The organism is Xanthomonas sp. AC360 (assembly GCF_979258225.1).
On record NZ_OZ409846.1, the window covers coordinates 1,437,825 to 1,454,640 of the forward strand.

At 67.3% G+C, this 16,816-nt stretch carries 15 protein-coding genes, 1 other RNA gene and 2 pseudogenes; 7 read left to right on the forward strand and 11 right to left on the reverse strand.

Features of this window, described 5'->3' with window-relative positions; genetic code table 11:
• Positions 1-120 precede the first annotated feature (120 nt).
• From ACZZ0O_RS06090 to ACZZ0O_RS06100, 3 genes and pseudogenes are all read left to right on the forward strand, one after another.
• Positions 121-249 (forward strand): annotated as a pseudogene (locus ACZZ0O_RS06090) (alpha/beta hydrolase); the annotation flags it as partial.
• Between the two features lie 106 nt (positions 250-355).
• The gene (locus ACZZ0O_RS06095) at positions 356-754 is read left to right on the forward strand and encodes a host attachment family protein (protein ID WP_055852817.1); all 399 of its coding nucleotides are present in this window, start codon (positions 356-358) and stop codon (positions 752-754) included.
• 157 nt (positions 755-911) lie between these two features.
• The gene (locus ACZZ0O_RS06100; RefSeq protein ID WP_115526617.1) at positions 912-1,241 is read left to right on the forward strand and encodes a thioredoxin family protein; all 330 of its coding nucleotides are present in this window, start codon (positions 912-914) and stop codon (positions 1,239-1,241) included.
• A gap of 88 nt (positions 1,242-1,329) precedes the next feature.
• Here ACZZ0O_RS06100 and ACZZ0O_RS06105 read toward each other — a convergent pair.
• Positions 1,330-1,404, reverse strand: a non-coding RNA gene (locus ACZZ0O_RS06105) — sX9 sRNA.
• A gap of 436 nt (positions 1,405-1,840) precedes the next feature.
• Between ACZZ0O_RS06105 and proP the strand changes: the two genes are divergently transcribed.
• On the forward strand, positions 1,841-3,331 hold the full coding sequence (gene proP / locus ACZZ0O_RS06110; protein ID WP_463590268.1) for a glycine betaine/L-proline transporter ProP: 1,491 nt from the start codon (positions 1,841-1,843) through the stop codon (positions 3,329-3,331).
• Positions 3,332-3,344: 13 nt separating this feature from the next.
• Here proP and ACZZ0O_RS06115 read toward each other — a convergent pair whose 3' ends face one another.
• A complete protein-coding gene (locus ACZZ0O_RS06115; RefSeq protein ID WP_055852824.1) occupies positions 3,345-3,803 on the reverse strand; it encodes an SRPBCC family protein in 459 nt (152 codons plus the stop codon).
• A 167-nt stretch (positions 3,804-3,970) separates the two neighbouring features.
• On the opposite strand from ACZZ0O_RS06115, the gene ACZZ0O_RS06120 reads away from it, so the two are divergent.
• The 3 genes from ACZZ0O_RS06120 (at position 3,971) to ACZZ0O_RS06130 (ending at position 6,151) form a co-directional block, all read left to right on the forward strand.
• Complete coding sequence (locus tag ACZZ0O_RS06120) at positions 3,971-4,765, forward strand: EcsC family protein (RefSeq protein ID WP_115514851.1); 795 nt, start codon at positions 3,971-3,973, stop codon at positions 4,763-4,765.
• Positions 4,766-4,828: 63 nt separating this feature from the next.
• A complete protein-coding gene (locus ACZZ0O_RS06125; protein WP_463590269.1) occupies positions 4,829-5,206 on the forward strand; it encodes a DUF4431 domain-containing protein in 378 nt (125 codons plus the stop codon).
• Positions 5,207-5,515: 309 nt separating this feature from the next.
• The gene (locus tag ACZZ0O_RS06130) at positions 5,516-6,151 is read left to right on the forward strand and encodes a DUF938 domain-containing protein (protein ID WP_463590270.1); all 636 of its coding nucleotides are present in this window, start codon (positions 5,516-5,518) and stop codon (positions 6,149-6,151) included.
• Between the two features lie 228 nt (positions 6,152-6,379).
• On the opposite strand, the pseudogene ACZZ0O_RS06135 reads toward ACZZ0O_RS06130, so the two are convergent.
• The 9 genes and pseudogenes from ACZZ0O_RS06135 to ACZZ0O_RS06175 form a co-directional block, all read right to left on the reverse strand.
• Positions 6,380-6,553 (reverse strand): annotated as a pseudogene (locus tag ACZZ0O_RS06135) (helix-turn-helix domain-containing protein); the annotation flags it as partial.
• 83 nt (positions 6,554-6,636) lie between these two features.
• Positions 6,637-8,433, reverse strand: coding sequence for a carboxypeptidase regulatory-like domain-containing protein (locus tag ACZZ0O_RS06140; protein ID WP_463590271.1), 1,797 nt, complete (start codon positions 8,431-8,433; stop codon positions 6,637-6,639).
• Positions 8,433-10,697: a hypothetical protein gene (locus ACZZ0O_RS06145; protein WP_463590272.1), complete on the reverse strand. Its 2,265-nt coding sequence runs from the start codon at positions 10,695-10,697 to the stop codon at positions 8,433-8,435. Before ACZZ0O_RS06145 ends, ACZZ0O_RS06140 begins: the two co-directional genes overlap by 1 nt.
• Positions 10,694-11,884, reverse strand: a complete 1,191-nt coding sequence (locus ACZZ0O_RS06150; RefSeq protein ID WP_463590273.1) for a BatA domain-containing protein — start codon at positions 11,882-11,884, stop codon at positions 10,694-10,696. The genes ACZZ0O_RS06145 and ACZZ0O_RS06150 overlap by 4 nt, the downstream gene beginning before the upstream one ends.
• On the reverse strand, positions 11,881-12,213 hold the full coding sequence (locus tag ACZZ0O_RS06155; protein ID WP_463590274.1) for a hypothetical protein: 333 nt from the start codon (positions 12,211-12,213) through the stop codon (positions 11,881-11,883). Before ACZZ0O_RS06155 ends, ACZZ0O_RS06150 begins: the two co-directional genes overlap by 4 nt.
• A 343-nt stretch (positions 12,214-12,556) precedes the next feature.
• Complete coding sequence (locus tag ACZZ0O_RS06160; RefSeq protein ID WP_463590275.1) at positions 12,557-13,453, reverse strand: DUF58 domain-containing protein; 897 nt, start codon at positions 13,451-13,453, stop codon at positions 12,557-12,559.
• Positions 13,454-13,463: 10 nt separating this feature from the next.
• A complete protein-coding gene (locus tag ACZZ0O_RS06165) occupies positions 13,464-14,456 on the reverse strand; it encodes an AAA family ATPase (RefSeq protein WP_463590276.1) in 993 nt (330 codons plus the stop codon).
• Positions 14,457-14,667: 211 nt separating this feature from the next.
• A complete protein-coding gene (locus tag ACZZ0O_RS06170) occupies positions 14,668-15,312 on the reverse strand; it encodes a DUF4159 domain-containing protein (RefSeq protein WP_463590277.1) in 645 nt (214 codons plus the stop codon).
• Between the two features lie 164 nt (positions 15,313-15,476).
• On the reverse strand, positions 15,477-16,811 hold the full coding sequence (locus ACZZ0O_RS06175; RefSeq protein ID WP_055852849.1) for a TldD/PmbA family protein: 1,335 nt from the start codon (positions 16,809-16,811) through the stop codon (positions 15,477-15,479).
• Positions 16,812-16,816 lie beyond the last annotated feature (5 nt).

Consider the following 16,816-nt stretch of genomic DNA (forward strand, 5'->3'; position numbering starts at 1 on the left):
TGATGGATGCGCCACTGCATGTGCATGTGCATCCCTGCCGCTGATCGTCTTCAGCAGGGATGCAAGGTGTGGCGCCACCGCGCACGTGTGCGACTGCCCACGCCAGGCACGCACGTGTGAGATGGGCTGGGCCGCGGGTTCCATCGCACCGACACGTTGCCTGAAAGCCAACAGGCGCTGCGCGTGACCGCGCGCTTTTTCAGCCGACATCTGAGGCTGCCGCTGCCAGCCTCGGCCGCGCCACGCTAACGCGGCACTGACACTGGCTAGGCACAGTGCTTACATCTTCTCGCCTAGGTTGAGACCGACTGGGTGCAGCACATGCCGCACCGATCATCGAAACAGGAGAAATCGGATGAGCCTGCAAATTCCTCAGGGTGCCTTGGTGGTAGTGGCCGACGGCGGCGAAGCGCGTTGGTTCACCAATACCGGCAACGAAGCCAAGGTGGTGCTGCGCCAGCATGCGCGCACCGATGTGCAGAACGTCGACGACGACGGCCCGGCCGGCAAGGCGCCGCAGGATCTCACCGACGCAGACCGGGACGAAATGACCTTCGCCAAACAGCTGTCGCACGCGTTGAACGATGGCGCACTGAAGCACGAGTACATGCACCTGGTGCTGGTGGCCGACCCGACCACGCTGGGCCGCATCCGTCCGTTGCTGCACAAGGAAACCCAACAGCGGCTGGTGGGCGACCTGGCCAAGGACCTGACCAACCTGCCATTGGAAGACATCCAGCGCGCATTATCGTAAGCGCAACGATCGAACCGAGCGCCGTTCGGCCCGCGCGGCCGGCGTTCGGGATCTGGGAGATAGCGTTCGTGCACCGCGCTGCCGACCGCAGCTTGCGCAGTGATCGGTCGCCTGTGCGGTAGGGTGTCGGTCACTTACGGTCATGGAGACAGTGTCGATGGGGTTTGTTCGCGATTACGCCACACAGGCACCGGAGCGTAGCGAGGTGGATGCGCAGGCCGGGCTGCAGCTGCTGGAATTCGGCACCGACTGGTGCGGGCATTGCATCGCGGCGCAGCCGTTGTTGCAGAAACTGCTGGGTGGTTATGACGCGATGGCGTACTACAAGTTCGAAGATGGAAAAGGGCGGCCGTTGGGTCGCTCCTTTCGGGTCAAGCTCTGGCCGACGGTGATCCTGCTGCGCGATGGCGAAGAAGTCGCACGTGCGGTACGCCCGCAGACCCGTGAAGATCTGCAAGACGTGCTGGCGGTGCTGGACGCAGGTTGACGCGCGCTGCGCTTGCGGCCTGCGCGGCGGTGAATATGTTGCGGTTGGCCCGATCGCGCGCGCCATCGCGCGCAAACGAACCGAGAGCGGCTAAAAATGCAGTGAGCAGTCGTCCGGTGGATGCAGACGGCGCACTCGGAATTGCAATGTACGAGTCGTACATGTCGCACTGAGCAAATGCGGTGCCTGCCTAGCGGCTGCACACGCGTTTTGTTGGCTGCTCCAAGCGTGCAGTAGTGCCACTGCATCAAAACGTCGTCATTGTCATCGCGAAGCAGGTATTGCTGCCGTTGATGCAATTGCAAAAAAATCAAGAAAAACGTCTGAAATCAGCGCACATCCTGCGTCGTGCACGGTCGCGTCTGCAGCCAATTGCTCGTTGTAGTAACATGGCGGGCTGATCAAGCCCTTGGGCGTACGCCCATCCCTTTGGTCATCTGTCCCGCAGCGCTGCTGAGTTGACGCGGCCGTCCGGGAATGCCTCCGGTCTCTCCAGTGCATGTGCTCCTGCCGTGTGTGTGAAGTGCCGTGTCCTGTGTGTTGTCGGGACGAGCGGGCAGCGATGGCCCGCAGCTGCAACGCACCTGGAGACCAAGCACATGCACGACACGCGCGCGATTCGTTCGCACTTCGGTTGGTTCAAACGCCGCCGCCAACTGCAACTCGACGACGTCACTGTGGTGGATCGCAGCATGCTGCGCCGCGCGGTGAGCGCCGCGGCGCTGGGCAACGCGATGGAGTGGTTCGACTTCGGTGTGTACGGCTATCTGGCGGTGACGCTGGGGCAGGTGTTCTTCCCGGCGAGCAATCCCACTGCGCAGTTGATCGCCACTTTCGCCACCTTCACCGTCGCCTTTCTGGTGCGGCCCATCGGCGGTATGGTGTTCGGCCCGCTGGGCGACCGTTATGGGCGGCAGAAGGTGCTGGCGGCCACGATGATCCTGATGGCCTTGGGCACCTTCAGCATCGGCCTGATTCCCTCCTACGAACGCATCGGTCTGTGGGCACCGGCATTGCTGTTGCTGGCGCGCTTGCTGCAAGGGTTTTCCACCGGCGGCGAATACGGCGGCGCGGCCACCTTCATTGCCGAATACGCCACCGACCGCAATCGCGGTGTGATGGGCAGCTGGCTGGAATTCGGCACGCTGGGCGGCTATATCGCCGGTGCCGCTACGGTGACCGCCTTGCACATGAGCGTGACGCCGGCGCAGATGCTCGATTGGGGCTGGCGCGTGCCCTTTTTGATCGCCGGCCCGCTGGGACTGCTGGGCCTGTACATGCGCATGAAACTGGAAGAAACCCCGGCGTTTCGTGCCTACACCGAGCAATCCGAACAGCGCGAACGGGAGACTGCCGGCCAGGGCCTGATGACCCTGCTGCGCCTGCATTGGCCGCAACTGCTCAAGTGCGTCGGCCTGGTGCTGGTGTTCAACGTCACCGACTACATGCTGCTGACCTATATGCCCAGCTACCTCAGCGTCACCATGGGCTATGCGGAAAGCAAGGGCTTGCTGCTGATCATCCTGGTCATGCTGGTGATGATGCCGCTCAATATTGTCGGCGGCATGTTCAGCGACAAACTGGGGCGTCGGCCGATGATCATCGGCGCGTGCATCGCCCTGTTTGCGCTGGCGATTCCGTGCCTGCTGCTGATCGGCAGCGGCTCGGATGCGCTGATCTTTCTCGGATTGATGTTGCTGGGTTTGGCGCTGGTGTGCTTTACCAGCTCGATGCCGTCCACCTTGCCGGCGCTGTTCTACACGCCGGTGCGCTACAGCGCCCTGTCGATCGGCTTCAACGTCTCGGTGTCGTTGTTCGGCGGCACCACGCCGCTGGTCACTGCCTGGCTGGTGGAGCGCACCGGCGACCCGTTGGTGCCGGCGTATTACCTGATGGGCGCGGCGGCGATCGGGCTGGTGACGATGCTGTTCGTGCGCGAAACCGCCGGGCTGCCGTTGCGTGGCTCACCGCCGGCGGTGGCCAGCGCTGCGGAGGCGCGCGCGCTGCTGCAGGCCGATAGCCCGGTCACGGTGGATGCGCAGTTGCCGCTACCCGGCGCGCCGTCGGTGGGCCAGCCGCGCACTGCATGAGCGCGTGCTGCGCTCAGCGTAGTGCGGGGTCGCGGGTGTCGGGCATGTCCGGGTAGGGCATGCCCTGCCCGGTTTCCACATAGCGCTTGAGGCTGCTGCCCAGGAAGTACTGCCAGCCCTGGGTGCACGCCTCCAGACACGGCGAATCACGGTAGCCGGACTGCACGAACTCCACGCGCGTGCCCTCGCTGGTGGAGATCAGATCGAAGCGCATCACCGTGCCCTCCCAGGCCGCGGTGTCGAGCATGTTGGAGCGCTCGCAGCGCCAGCGCACCAGCCGATGGTCGGCGCCTTCGTCGATGCGCAGGACCACTTGCCAGCCGTGGCTGCTCCAGTCCAGGCGCACGCAGTCGTCGGCCTGCTGCACCTCGCGCGTCCACCAGCGCGCCAGCTGCACGGGCTCGGATAGCGCGGCGGACACCACTTCGGGCGCGGCGGCGATCACGATGCTGTGGCGGATCTCACGGTTCATCTGATGGGCATTGCCTGCGTGGACGCCGATGATCGCGCATTTTGCCAGCCAATTGCAGCTTTGGCCGATCTGCGGCCGGCCGCTCGTCCGGCGCTCACACGGCGCTGGGTACCATCGACGCAGACCCTATGACGAGAGCAGGCATGACGACGCTTCCGATACCGGTGATGGATGTGGCCGCGCAGCGCGACCTGGCCACGGCGCACGCGCTGCTGGAAAACCCCGGCGTGGCAGCCCAGCTGGCCAACGCGCTGGGCGCGCCGATCGAGAGCTTGATCACCAAGCGGCTGCCCAAGATGGTGACCCGCAGCATCGATGGCCTCACCCGTCGCGCGCTGCAGGTGGCCATGAAGTCGGCATTGCTGAGCCTGCGCGGCAAGACCGAGCCGCTGCAGCCGGCCTCCACCACGCGGCACACCCTGGCGGTGGCGGTGGCCGGTGGTGCCGGCGGCTTCTTCGGCCTGCCTGGCCTGATGGTGGAGCTACCGCTGACCACCACCGTGATGCTGCGCTCCATCGCCGACATCGCGCGCGCCGAAGGCGAATCGCTGCAAAGCCCGGACACCGCGCTGGCCTGCCTGGAAGTGCTGGCACACGGCGGCCGCAGCGTGGTGGACGACGGCGCCGAATCCGGCTATTTCGCAGTGCGTGCGGCAATGGCGCAGCAACTCAGCGCCGCTGCCCGCCATGTCGCTGCGCATGGCTTCGCCAGCAAGGGCGCGCCGGCCTTGGTATCGCTGGTCTCGCGCATCGCCGCCAAGTTCTCGGTCAACGTGGGCGAGAAACTCGCCGTGCAGGCGGTGCCCTTGGTAGGCGCGGTGAGCGGCGCCACCCTCAACACGGTCTTTATCCGCCACTTCCAGGCCATGGCACGCGGGCACTTCATCGTGCGCCGGCTGGAGCGGCAGTTTGGCGAGGAGGCGGTGCGGCGGGCGTATGAGGCGCTACCTCCTGCGCGATAGGGCCTTACGATCTACCCTGATCACCATTGCAAGGGACTGCGTGAAATGAAAACTGCACGGCGTTTGCTGTTGATCCTGTGTGGCGTCATCGCCGCGCCTGCCTGTGCGCAGTCATACCGGTACGGCGCGCCGGAAGTCACGCTCCAGGGCATGCTCATCAGTGCCACCGGCCAGACACCCGATGGTGCGGAGGTGAGATATCCGGCGCTCAAACTCATTGCTCCGATCACCGTGGAGGCGACCGATGGCGAAGAGGACTTCGAGCCATCTGCAACCGGCATCACGCTGTTGCAGCTGTCCCTCGATGCAACAACCATGCGCGCGTTCAAGCAGTTGAAGAGCCGCCAGGCGCGCGTGTCCGGGACGCTCTTTCATTCGGATAACGGCCACCACTACACCGATGTGTTGCTGTCGGTGACTAGCGTTTCAGACAAGAACTAGCCGCTTGCGGCCTGCTGCTGTGTACAGGCTGCCGCCGTTGCGCGGGACGGCTCGGCTCAGGCGATTGGCAGTGACGGGCGATCCCGACGAGGCAGTGCACTTCTGGCGCATGCAGCGCAGCGCGCCAGCGAGCGGATGCACCTGTGGCGCGCGCCGCTACATGCAGCTTGGCACCGACGGTTCGACGCCGCGCGGCACACAGCGGCATGTCGAGTGTGAGCATCTCCGTCCCCCGGCCAACGCAATCTGCGCCGCGACGCGCGACAATGGCGAGCGCTTCAATGCCTCCTTTCTGTCCGGACCTTGGCCATGACCAAACCTTTCTCGCCTGCCTCCGCACGTAACCGCGATCCGATTCTTGCGGTGTTGCAGCGTTACTTCGCCGATCGCCACCATGTGCTGGAAATCGGCGCAGGCACCGGCCAGCATGCGGTGCATTTCGCTGCGGCGATGCCGTGGTTGCAGTGGCAGGCCAGCGATCACGCCGATCATCTGCCGGGCATGCAGCAATGGCTGGATGACGCCGCGCTACCCAACACGCCGCCGCCGCTGGCACTGCAGGCCGTGCTGACGCCGACGTCTGGCTTGGCGCCACCGCCGGCCTTGCCCGCGCTGCCCGATGGTCAGCGTGGATTCGATGCGATCTACAGCGCTAACACCTTGCACATCATGGGCTGGCCGCAGGTGCAGGCCTTGTTTGCGGGCTTGCCCGAGGTGATGGCACCGCAGGCAGTGCTGGTGGTGTATGGGCCGTTCAATCGCGATGGTCAGTTCACCAGCGACAGCAATCGCGACTTCGATGCGATGTTGCGCGCGCGAGATGCGGCGTCGGGCATTCGTGATGCGGCCGACGTGGACGCGCTGGCTGCGCAGGTGGGCTTGCAGCTGGTGGAAGATGTCGAGATGCCGGCCAACAACTACTGCCGGGTGTGGCGTCGGGGCTAGAACGCGTTGGCGTTTTGATGCGCGCCGGTCGTGCAGTTGCCGACGATGACCGCATCCGCGCCAGCGGCGGCAGTCATCGCATCGCCGACCGTGTAGCGTTGCCGTTGGTACCTATCGCGTTGTCGTAATGGCTGCACTGCAGCGCACACGCTGGATCACACGCGTTGCCATCGCTTCAATTCAGTCCTGCGGTGGATCGCGGCGAACCGCCTGCGGCGTCTTGCCGGTTCAGACCCGGAAGGCGCGGACGAACGCGTTGGTGTCTTCAAACCCGAGCAGCAAAGCGATCTCCGCGCTGGACATCATGGTCTTGCGCAGATAATGCTCTGCCAGCGCCGCGCGCACCTTGTCCAGCGTTTGCTGAAACGTGGTGCCTTCCTCATGCAAGCGGCGCTGCAATGTCCGGGTGCTTACTCATAGCCTAGGCGCTTGGTAGGACATACGGCAGCGTTCAAACCTTGCGCGCACGCATCACACATCGCTGCCTAGGTGGCAGGTGTCGAGCGGGCGCCACGCCACCGTTCCAACCACCACAGCACCGCCGCTGCGGCGACAAACCCCAGCCACCATGGCCAGCGTTGGCCGGGCTGGGGCGTTGGGCGTGCCTGATGTGGCGTGGCGCTGTGGTTGATGAGTGCACGCGTTGCATCGCGTTGCGTGTTGGCGAACAGGGCAGGCGCGTCGGCAGGTGCGCGGATGTAGAGCGCGCCGCTGCGTGTTGCGTCTTGCCAGCGATACCAACCGGTGTGCTCGGGCCAGAGGGCGGCGCAGGCCGCCGCGCCGGTGCCGGGGTCCGGTGGCAGTGGGCGGGTGGTGCCATCGGGCGAGAGCAGCTGTGCATCGCGGCTCAGGTTGCAGACGCTGATGCGTTGGTCGCGCCAACCAACGCGGGTGGGGCCGCGCGCTGTGGGTTGGGCGCGCGTCAGTGGCGAGAGCATCTGGCTCCACAGCGCGGCATGCAGATCGGGTTGGCCTTGCAGCACCATGCGGTAACTGTCGGTGACGGCGATCAGGCCGATACGCCCGCGCCCGATGGCGCGCCACCATGCGTACGGCGTGCCGTTGGATGCGCGCAGCACGGCGATGGCATCGGGGGCGTCGGGAACCAGCGTGCGGCGTTCCAAGGTGGGCAGTGCCTCGCTTGTGGCAGCGCGCGCGTCCGCTGCCTGCCGTGGCGATTGCGGATGCAGCGCCTGCTGTGAGGCATTGGATGCGGGCGCGACCAGCAGCGGCGCGGCGGAGTTATCGCCACGCAGCGGCAAGCCCAGCGCGGCGAAGGCAGCGCGTTGTGCGGCATCGAGCGGGCCGCTGAGGCGCAGCAACAGGCCCAAGCCGCGTTCGACCGCCGCCCGCACTGCATCGCGTTGCAGCCGCGACAGGCTGGTCAGCGCACGCTCGTCGAGGATCAACAGGTCGCTGCGGTCCAGCGTGGCGGCGTCCAGCGCACGCGGCGCGTCGCCCAGCTGCATGCCGCCGCCGGTGGCGATCTGGGTGTGCAGGTCCAGGCCGGCGTCGTGCGCCCAGCGACGCAGATATTTGAGCTCGGGTTGCGGGGCGCCGGCGATGATCCAGAGGTTGGCGACAGGGCTCTCCGCCACGGTCACCGGTACCTCGGCCTGGTCGCGCGGGCGTGCGTCCGGCCCGAGCACGCGCACCACAAAAACGCTGTCGCCAGCGGCGCGCACGCTGCCGCCGAGCTGGAAGCGGCCGTCAGCGTCGGGCGCAACCAGATCGACGCGGCGCCCGGCCGGGTCCAGCAGTTCGAGCCTGGCCTCGTGCACACCGGTGATGCGGCCGTGGATCCGCAGATCGGCCCCTGGCGCCAGCAACGGTGGCGTGGACAGCTCGCTCAAGCCGGGCGTGGGCGCGGGAGCGGTGTAGCGCAGCGGCCAGCCGCGCACGGTGTCGCGGTCGCGCGCGGGCAGGCCGGCGCCGACGATGCGCAGCCCGGTGGTGCCGGGATGGCGACGCAAGGCGGTGGCCAGATCCGGCATGCGCTCGGCATTGCGCAGCGCGGCCGGGGCTTCGGGTAGCGCGATGCGCGCGTCGCCGGGCGCGGTAGCCAGCGCTGCCGTGTCGCTGCCGGCGGTGGCCACCACCAGCGTGCCGCCATGCCCGGGCAGCGACGGCGGGACCAGTGCGCAATACAGCAGCGCGGCGCACAGCGGCTGCAAGGCGAGCAGGGCGGCCTTGCGCCAGCCGGCGATAGGGGCGCGGCGCAGGCGCCACCACGCCAGCAGCGTGATGCCGACCAGGGTGGCGATGATGATCCAGGTCGGCATCAGGGGCGCTCCTGTGCGTGCAGGGCGTCGAGATAGCGCTGGCCGCCAGCATCGGGGGCAGTGCGCGGTTGCACGGCAGCCGGCGGGCGCGCCAGTACCGGCCACAGCAACGCGCGCAGGCGTTGCCGGCAGCTGGCGCAGTCGGGTGTGGCGCGCAGGGTCTCGACGGCGGCGGCCAGGTCCAGCGGGGCATCGAGCTGGGTCTCGTGCGCCGGCAGCCAGCGCGCGAAGGCGTCCAGTGCGGCGGCATCCTGGGCGGGCGCAGCGTTGCCCAGCGACTGCCAGAGCGCCATCGGTTGCGGATCCGGGCTGGTGCGCGCGTCCAGGGCAGCGGCGCCGCGCGCCAGTCCGTCGCGCTTGCCGCTCATGCGCCGGCTGGGGTCGATCGGCGGCAGTTGCGTGCCGACGCGTGCCAGATAGATGCGCTCGGCCTGCTGCACCTGCTTGATGAAGCCCAGCGCCTTGTTGGCGAACGGCAGCGCGCGCTCGGGGTGGCCCTGGCGCAACTCGCCTTCGGATTGCCACATCTGGTCCAGTGCCGCGCGTAGCAGGGCACGGGTCTGCGGGTCCAGCAAGGTGGCCGCTTCGGCGTGGTCGTGGGTGTGGCCGAACTCGGTCAGCACGTCCTGCGCCTGGCCGAAGCCGCTGCGCTCGGGGCGCCCATCGGCGTGATCGTGGTCGTGGTCGTCCAGGGCAGCGGCGCCGCTGGCGGGGGCGTGGTCGTGGTCATGATCGGCGTGTGGTTGCGTGGCGTCATGGGCGTGCTCGTCCGGCGCGGCCGGCGCATCGGCGGTGGGCATGTCGGCCGTGGGCAGGTCATCGGCCGGGGCGTCGCCGGTGGGCGGTGCGTCGGCGGTCGGCGGGCCCTTTGGTGCGCCTTCGCTTTCTTCGCCCAGGAACTGGCCGTAGCGAAGGCGCAGCAGGCGCTGGTCCACGCCGATGGCGTCGGCGCGTTTGAGATAGGTGGCCGCGTCCAGGCGCGGTTTTTCCTTCAGCAGCGCCTCGGCGTCGATGATGATCTGGCGCTGGCTGCGGAAGTAGGCCGGCAAGGTCTGTTTGACGCTCGCCTCCAGGCCGGCAGCCATGGTCTGTTCCGGCGGCGGCCAGCGCAGGATCACGCTGGCGCTGCGGCCTTCCTGCGGGCCGGGCTGGCGGGTGTCATGCACGATCAGTTGCGCGATCAGGTCATCGCCGGCGGCCATGCCCAGCGCCTGCGGCTGCAGCGTGGCGGCGAAGTTGCGGCGGGTGGCCGGGCCGCTGCCGGTGAGCGTGCGGCGCTGGGTCTTGAAGGTGATGTTCTCGCCGCTGCCCTGGGCCAGGGTCAGGCGCAGCTCGGCGTTGGCGGCCACGGCGTAATCGTCGCTGGCTTCGAAGCGTAGTGCCCAGGCGCCATTGGCCGGCGTCCACAGCACCAGGCTCTGCTCGGGGGCGAGCACGCGCACCTGCGGCGGGCGGTCCGGCAGCACGTCCAGCCGGTGCAGTTGGCGGTCGGCGGGCGTGCCGTCGATGAGAATGCGGTACAGGTTGGCGCGCGTAGCGATCCATTGGCCCTGCCATTGGTCGCTGCTGCCCTGCCGGGTCAGTGGGATGAGGCGGCCGTCGGTGAGCCGCAACGCCACGTTGCGCGGGGCCGGGCTGACCTGCAGTTGCCAGTCCAGCCGGGTGCCGGCGGGCACGCGCGCATCCAGGCCGGGCAGCCGCGCGGCGGGCAGGCCGGTGTAGGCCGGCGGTGTGCTGCGCAGCTGCGCCTGACGCAGCATCGCAGCGCCGCTGCTGGCACGGGCGGCGGCCACGCGGTCGGCAGGGGCGGCCGGCGGCAGCGTCCGTGGCGGCCACAGCAGCAGCGCGCTGCAGGCGACCAGGCCGAGCAGGCTCCAGGGCCATGCGCGCCGCCACGGCCAGGCCGGGCGCAGATCGCGCGGAGTGCTGCGCAGGCGCTGCTCCAGCCGCTGACGTTGCAGCGCCTGCAGCGGGCCCAATTGCGTGGCCGGTGCGAACAGCAGGTCGCTGCTGTCGTCCAGATCCGGTTCGCGATCCAGCCGGCGGATCAGCCAGGTCTGGTCCAGCTGCCGCGCCGCGTGCAGCGCGACGGCGGCCAGCATCGCGACGCCCACCAGCAACAGCGGCACCACCGCGGCGTGTGCGCCCATGCGCCAGGCACCCGCGCCCGGCAGCAGCGCCAGCGGCCACCCGAACACCAGCACCCCGGCAGCGCGACGCCGGCGTGCGGCCTGCCAGGCGCGCTGCAGTGCGGGCGTGCTCATGCCGCGCTGCTCCGGCGTGGCGCGGTGGCCAGCCAGCGCTCGAGCGCAAACAGCAGCAACACCACACCGACCAGCCACGGTGCCAGCGGCCACGGTGGCGTGGTCAGCCGGATCGCGGCGCCGCGCTGCGGCTGTTGGGTCTGCGCCAGGGCGCGCTGCGGGATGGGAGGTGGCTGCAGCGCAGCGTGCAGGCGGGTGGGGAACTCGGCGTCCAACAACGCTGGCAGCTGCTGCGGCTGCAATGGCGCGGCCCAGCGCAGCAGGCGCCCACGCCCGAAGGCGGCAGCGTCGAGCACCGGCTGCCCCTGTGTTTCGAGCACGGGTTGCAGCGGCGCGGCGAGTGCGGGCGGCACCGGCGTGCGCGCATCCAGCAGCAGCTGGCCGCCGGCCGCAACCCAGTCCAGCACCGGCGCGGGCGGGGCGGTGGGCGACAGCCACGCCACCACCGTGCCGGGTGCCCAGCGCGCCGGCACGGCATCGGAAGGCGCGCCCACCGGCAAGCTGCCCGGCAGCGCCCAGGCGGCATGCACCGCGCGCAGATAGCGCAGGGCCGGTGCGGTGCGGTCGTCGGCAATTGCCTGCACGCGCAGCGGCACGGTGGCAGGCGTGGCGGCCACCGGTGACGCACCGGGCAGCACCTGCCACCGCACCGCACGCGACAGCTGCACCCGTTGCGCATCCACCACGCCCCACTGCGCGGGCACGATCACGCTGAGCGGCGCGTCTGCGGGCAGGCTGGCATCGAGTTCGCGCAGCAGGCTGCCAACCGGTTGCGGATTGCCGCCCTGCGCACCATTACTGGTGGCGACATCTGCCTTGGCATCGATCGGTGCAAAGCCCGGCGCCAGCCACACCCATTGCGCATCCTTGGGCTGCGGCAGCGCGCGTGCGGCGGCCAGGTCCACACCCGGGCTCACTGCGATACGCGGGTGCGCATCCTGATGCGCACGCAACGCCGGTTCTGCCAGCAGCAGCGCCAACGCTGCCAATAGCAGCAGGCGCACCAGCAGCAACGGCAGCTCATCCAGGCGCACGCGGTGGCGTGGGCGTGGCACTGCACGCAACCAGCGCAGCGCAGCGAAGTCGGTAGGCCGGTGCTCGCTACGCCGCGCCAGATGGATCAGCAGCGGCAGCAGCAACGCGGCCAATGCCACGAGCCCGGCGGGGAACAGCAACAGCAAGTTCATTGCCATGCCTCTGCGCTGACGCTGGGCGCGAGTGCATGCATGGTGCTGCCGGTGTGCGGGTGGCTGTGGATAGGGTGGGTTTGCTGTCTCAGCGGCAACAGCAGTTGTAGCCGTAGCTGCGACTCCACCTGCAATCGCAGCCGCAGCCGGAGTTGCAAGCCGCGCACGCGCGCGACGGCGGTCGGCGTTGCACTCGTGCGAAGACGTTGCCTAGGCAACTCTGCATGCAACTGCAACTGCAACTGCAACTGCAACTGCACCTGCACCTGCAGTTGCATGCAGAGTTGCATGGCGTGCACGTGCTCGACGTTGGTCAGCGTTGTACCCATGCAAAGACCTCGCCTAGGTAACTGCGGCCGCAACTGCGACTGCAATCGCAACAGCGATGGCCTGCGCAGTTGCAGGGCGTGCGCATGCTCAACGTTGGTCTGCACTGCACTCATGTGCAGGCGTCGCCTGGGTGATGCGGATACATCGCGCATGGCACTGTACGTCGCACTGGTATCGACATGCCATGCGCGATGTGGCGCGGCACGCGTGTCTGCCACTGCGCGCTATGCCAGCTGTTTGCAGGACGCGTTTGCCGCTGTGGTGGCTGCTGTACCGCCACTACCGATCGCGAGACCGATCGCGAGCTGGAATGCGCCGTCGTCGCCCCGCGCAGGCACACGCTCATCGAGCCGTACCCTGACCGAACAGCTGGCGCAGCGCGGCATCGGCCGGCGCATCCAGGTAATGCACGGCATGCGCGATGCCGGCCGCCTGCCAGCGCGCATGCCGCGCGCGCTGGGCCGCGGCAAAGCGTTGCAGATAGTCCGCGCGCATCGCCGCGCCGTCGCCGAGCAGTTCTTCGCCGGTTTCCGGGTCGCGGAAGCGGTGTCCGCCGCTGAATTGAAAATCGCGTTCGTCGCAGGTGAGCACCTGCAGCTGCAGTACTTCACGGCGCGCGGCGGCGAACTTTTCCAATGCGCTCGCCAGTTCTTCATCGAACCCATCGCCGATGGACAGCAGCAGATCGTGCGCGGCGATGCGTTCCCACAACGGCCGCAACGCCTCCAGCCCGGGCCAGCGGCCGCCGGCGCGCAAGCCGTGCAGGGCCAGCCACAGCCGGTCGCGCTGACGGCTGCCGACACCCGCCGGCACCGCAACCAGGCCGCCGCCATGCAAGGCATACAGGCCGACCCGGTCGCCTTGCTGCAGCGCCACTTCGGCCGCGCAGGCGGCCAGTGTCGCCATCGTCTGCAGGCGGGTGTGCGCCGGCCGCGCGCTGTCGGTTTGCCCGGCCGACGCGGTGGCATCGAGAAGCAACCAGAGCGTCAGCGGGCTTTCGCGCTCGGCTTCGCGCACGAAAAACCGGTCCGAGCGCGCGTAGAGCTTCCAGTCGATCTGGCGCAGCGCATCGCCCGGCTCGTAGGCGCGGTATTGCGCAAACTCCAGCCCGGCGCCGCGGCTGCGGCTGGCGTGCTGGCCGATCCCGTGCCCGCCCTGCGCCCGACGCGCACGCAGCTGCAAGCCGCGCAAACGGCTGCGCACATCGGCGGGAATCAGAGCCGGCAGCGGTGGATGCATGGCGCTGCGCTCAGTTCGGGAACGGCACCGCGCGCAGCAGCGCGGCGACCACATCATCGGCACTGCGTTGTTCGGCTTCGGCAGCGAAGGACAGCAGCAACCGATGCCGCATCACCGGCGCCGCAAGCGCCAGCACATCCTCGCGCGTGGCGGCCAGCCGGCCATGCAGCAACGCACGCGCCTTGGACGCCAGCACCAGCGACTGCCCCGCACGCGGGCCGGCGCCCCATTTGATCCATTGCCGCACCTCATCGCTGGCCTGCGGGCCAGGACGGCTTGCCCGCACCAGGCGATTGATCCAGGTCAGCAGATCCGCGCCCACATGCACGTCGCGCACCTGCCGCTGCAGCGCCTGCACGCTGGCCGCATCCATCACCTTGGGCACATGCGCGCTTGCGCTGCCGGTGGTCTGGCTGAGGATGTCGCGCTCTTCCTGCTCGCTGGGGTACTCCACGCGCACATGCAGTAAAAAACGATCCAGCTGCGCTTCCGGCAGCGGATAGGTGCCGGCCTGCTCGATCGGGTTCTGCGTGGCCAGCACGAAGAACGGATCCGGCAACGCATAAGTGGTGCCGGCATAGCTGACCGTGCGCTCGCTCATCGCCTCCAGCAATGCGGCCTGGGTCTTGGGCGGGGTGCGATTGAGTTCGTCGGCGAGCAGCAGGTTGGTGAAGATCGGGCCTTGCTGAAACCGGAAATGCCGGTGCCCGGTGCCGTGGTCTTCTTCCAGCAACTCGGTGCCCAGGATGTCGCTGGGCATCAGATCGGGGGTGAACTGCACGCGGCGGAATTGCAGTTCCAATGCCTGGCCGAGCGAGCGCACCAGCAGCGTCTTGCCCAGTCCGGGCGCGCCTTCCAGCAGGCAGTGGCCACCAGCCAGCAGGCCGATCAATAGCTGCTCCACCACCGCATCCTGCCCGACCACGGCCTGGGCCAAAGCGGCGCGCAGCGCGCCAAGTTGCGAGAGCTGGGCAGTGAGTGTGTCTTCGTCGGGGGAGGTCATGCGGAGTCTCTGGTGATGTGGCGGCGTGCGCACGGCGTATTAGCGCGTAGTACGGTGTTATCGATGGTGTTGCATGGTGCGAGCACGTTCCTGCGAAGCCACCGTGATCTGCGTATGCGATGAGGTTACCCAGCCAGACGTGCCTTACGTAGCAGCGTGCCTGCGCGCGACGCGTTATCGGTGGGCCGCATCGCGCGCGCTGCGCAGCATGTCAGTTGGTCAACGCATACATCACGATGTTCACGCCGAACTTGGTGTTGTCTTCGGCCAGAAAACGTTTGTTGCGCCAGTCGTAATCCCATTCGCAGCCGTAATCCTTATTGCTGTAGAGCACACCCAATCTTCCATCGATGCTGATGCCCTTGAGGTAGTCGTGCACCAGATCATCACCCCAGCCATTGAGTTCGAAGCTGGTGGCGGGCGGGCCGTCCGGGAACTTGAAGAATGCGCTGTAAAGACGATGGTTCTTCGGTAGTTTTTGCAGCGCGCTCTTGCCGAACAGTGCGGTCATCTGCGCCTCGAACGAGGTAGCGAACAAGCCATCGACATCGTGGTTGCAATCGTCCACAAACACGAAGCCGCCGTTACGCACGTACTGTTCGAAATTGCGCCGCTCGGCCGGATTGAATTCCACCAGTTTGTGCCCGGCCAGATAGCAGAACGGCGCTTGCAACATGCGCGGATCGGCCAGGTCGATGACGTGTTCTTCCGGGTCCACCCGCAGCTGCGTGTAGTCGATCAGCGAGGTGATCAGGTTGGACGGCATGCGCGCATCCACATCCCAATCGCCGGAATCGTAGCGCAGCCGCGTAAACCAGAAGTCGTAAGCGCCGGCCGCACGTGCCGGCCATGGCATCGCCAAACTGGCGGCGCTGCCAAGCAGTAGCTGCAGGAAATGGCGGCGCGATGTCGGAGCCGGGACGACACCGGGAACCGGAAGCGCTCGTGAACATTCAGGTTGAGAGAAGCGGCTCTTGCTCTCCCATTCCCGACTCCCGACTCCCGATTCCCGGCTTCTACTCACACCGCATCCGACAACGAGGTAAACGTGAAATCACGCAGCCGCATCGGCGGGATCATCATCACGTAGCTGGATTCATCGCCGGCCACGCGCACCGGCTTGCCCAGTTCGTCGATGTTGTTGAGCATGATGATCGGCGATTCGTTGAAGCGGAAATTCTTCACCGGGTATTTGATCTGCCCGTTCTCGATGTAAAAGGTGCCATCGCGGGTCAGCCCGGTCAGCAACACGGTCTGCGGATCGACCATGCGGATGTACCAGGTGCGCGTAACCAGGATGCCTTTCTCGGTGCCGCGCACCAGCTCGGCGATGTTCTTGTCGCCGCCGGCCATCAGCAGATTGCCCGGCTCACCGATCGCACGCTTGCCGTTCTTCTGCGCCCAATAGCGCGAATACTGCAGGTTGGCGACCTTGCCGTTTTCGACGATGGACATCTTCTCGCGTGGCAGGCCTTCTTCGTCCCACGGCATCACTGCTGCACGCGCGTCCCATGGGTCGGCGGTGATGTTGACGCGCGGGTCGTACACCTGCTCGCCCAGTTTGTTGCCGCCGCCTTTCTTGGACAGGAAGCTGCGGCCCTCATCGGCCATGCGCGCATCGAAGTAGCGCATCATGAACGAGATCAAGCCGGCCGCTGCTGCCGGCTCCAGAATCACGGTGTATTTGCCCGGTTCCAGCGCCTTGGCTTCGGCCGAGTCGCTGGCCTTGCGCATCGCGATGCGGACGTCCTGCTCGGCCTTAAAGTCGGACGCGTCCTTCAGATTGCGCCCCACCCAGCCCGAGCCGCGGCCGTCTTCGGTGCGCACGGTACAGGTGTAGTCGAAGCGTGCGTTGCGCTGATAGCCGAAGTTGCCTTTGCTGTTGGCGAACGCGGTAAAGCTCTGGCCATCTTCCAGAAAGCCGGCAGCGATCAGTCCCTTGCCCTTGCAGGGGGCGATCGAATCGGCTGCGACCTGCGCGCGGAACGCCGGGTCTACCGCTGCAGTGGATGCGCTGAAGGTGGGGCTGGCGGTGTAGGTCTGCTTGTCGACGGCCGGCATGAACTCCGGATTTTCCGGTGCCAGCTTTGCCAGATCTTCGGCGCGGCGTACCACGCGCTCGAGCGATGCATCGTCGAACTCGTTGATGGTGGCGGTGCCCACGCGTTTGCCAAACGCCACCTGCACCTGCAGATCGGTGTTGTCGACAATGCCGCTGGTGGACACGTTATTGAGCGCAAAACGGATATTGCCGTCGATGGCGCCAGTGAGCGTGGCGGTGCACTCATCGGCCTTGGACAGTTTGATGACCTTGTCCAGGATGGCCTTGGCCTGCGCTTCGGTAAGGATGCTCATGTGGG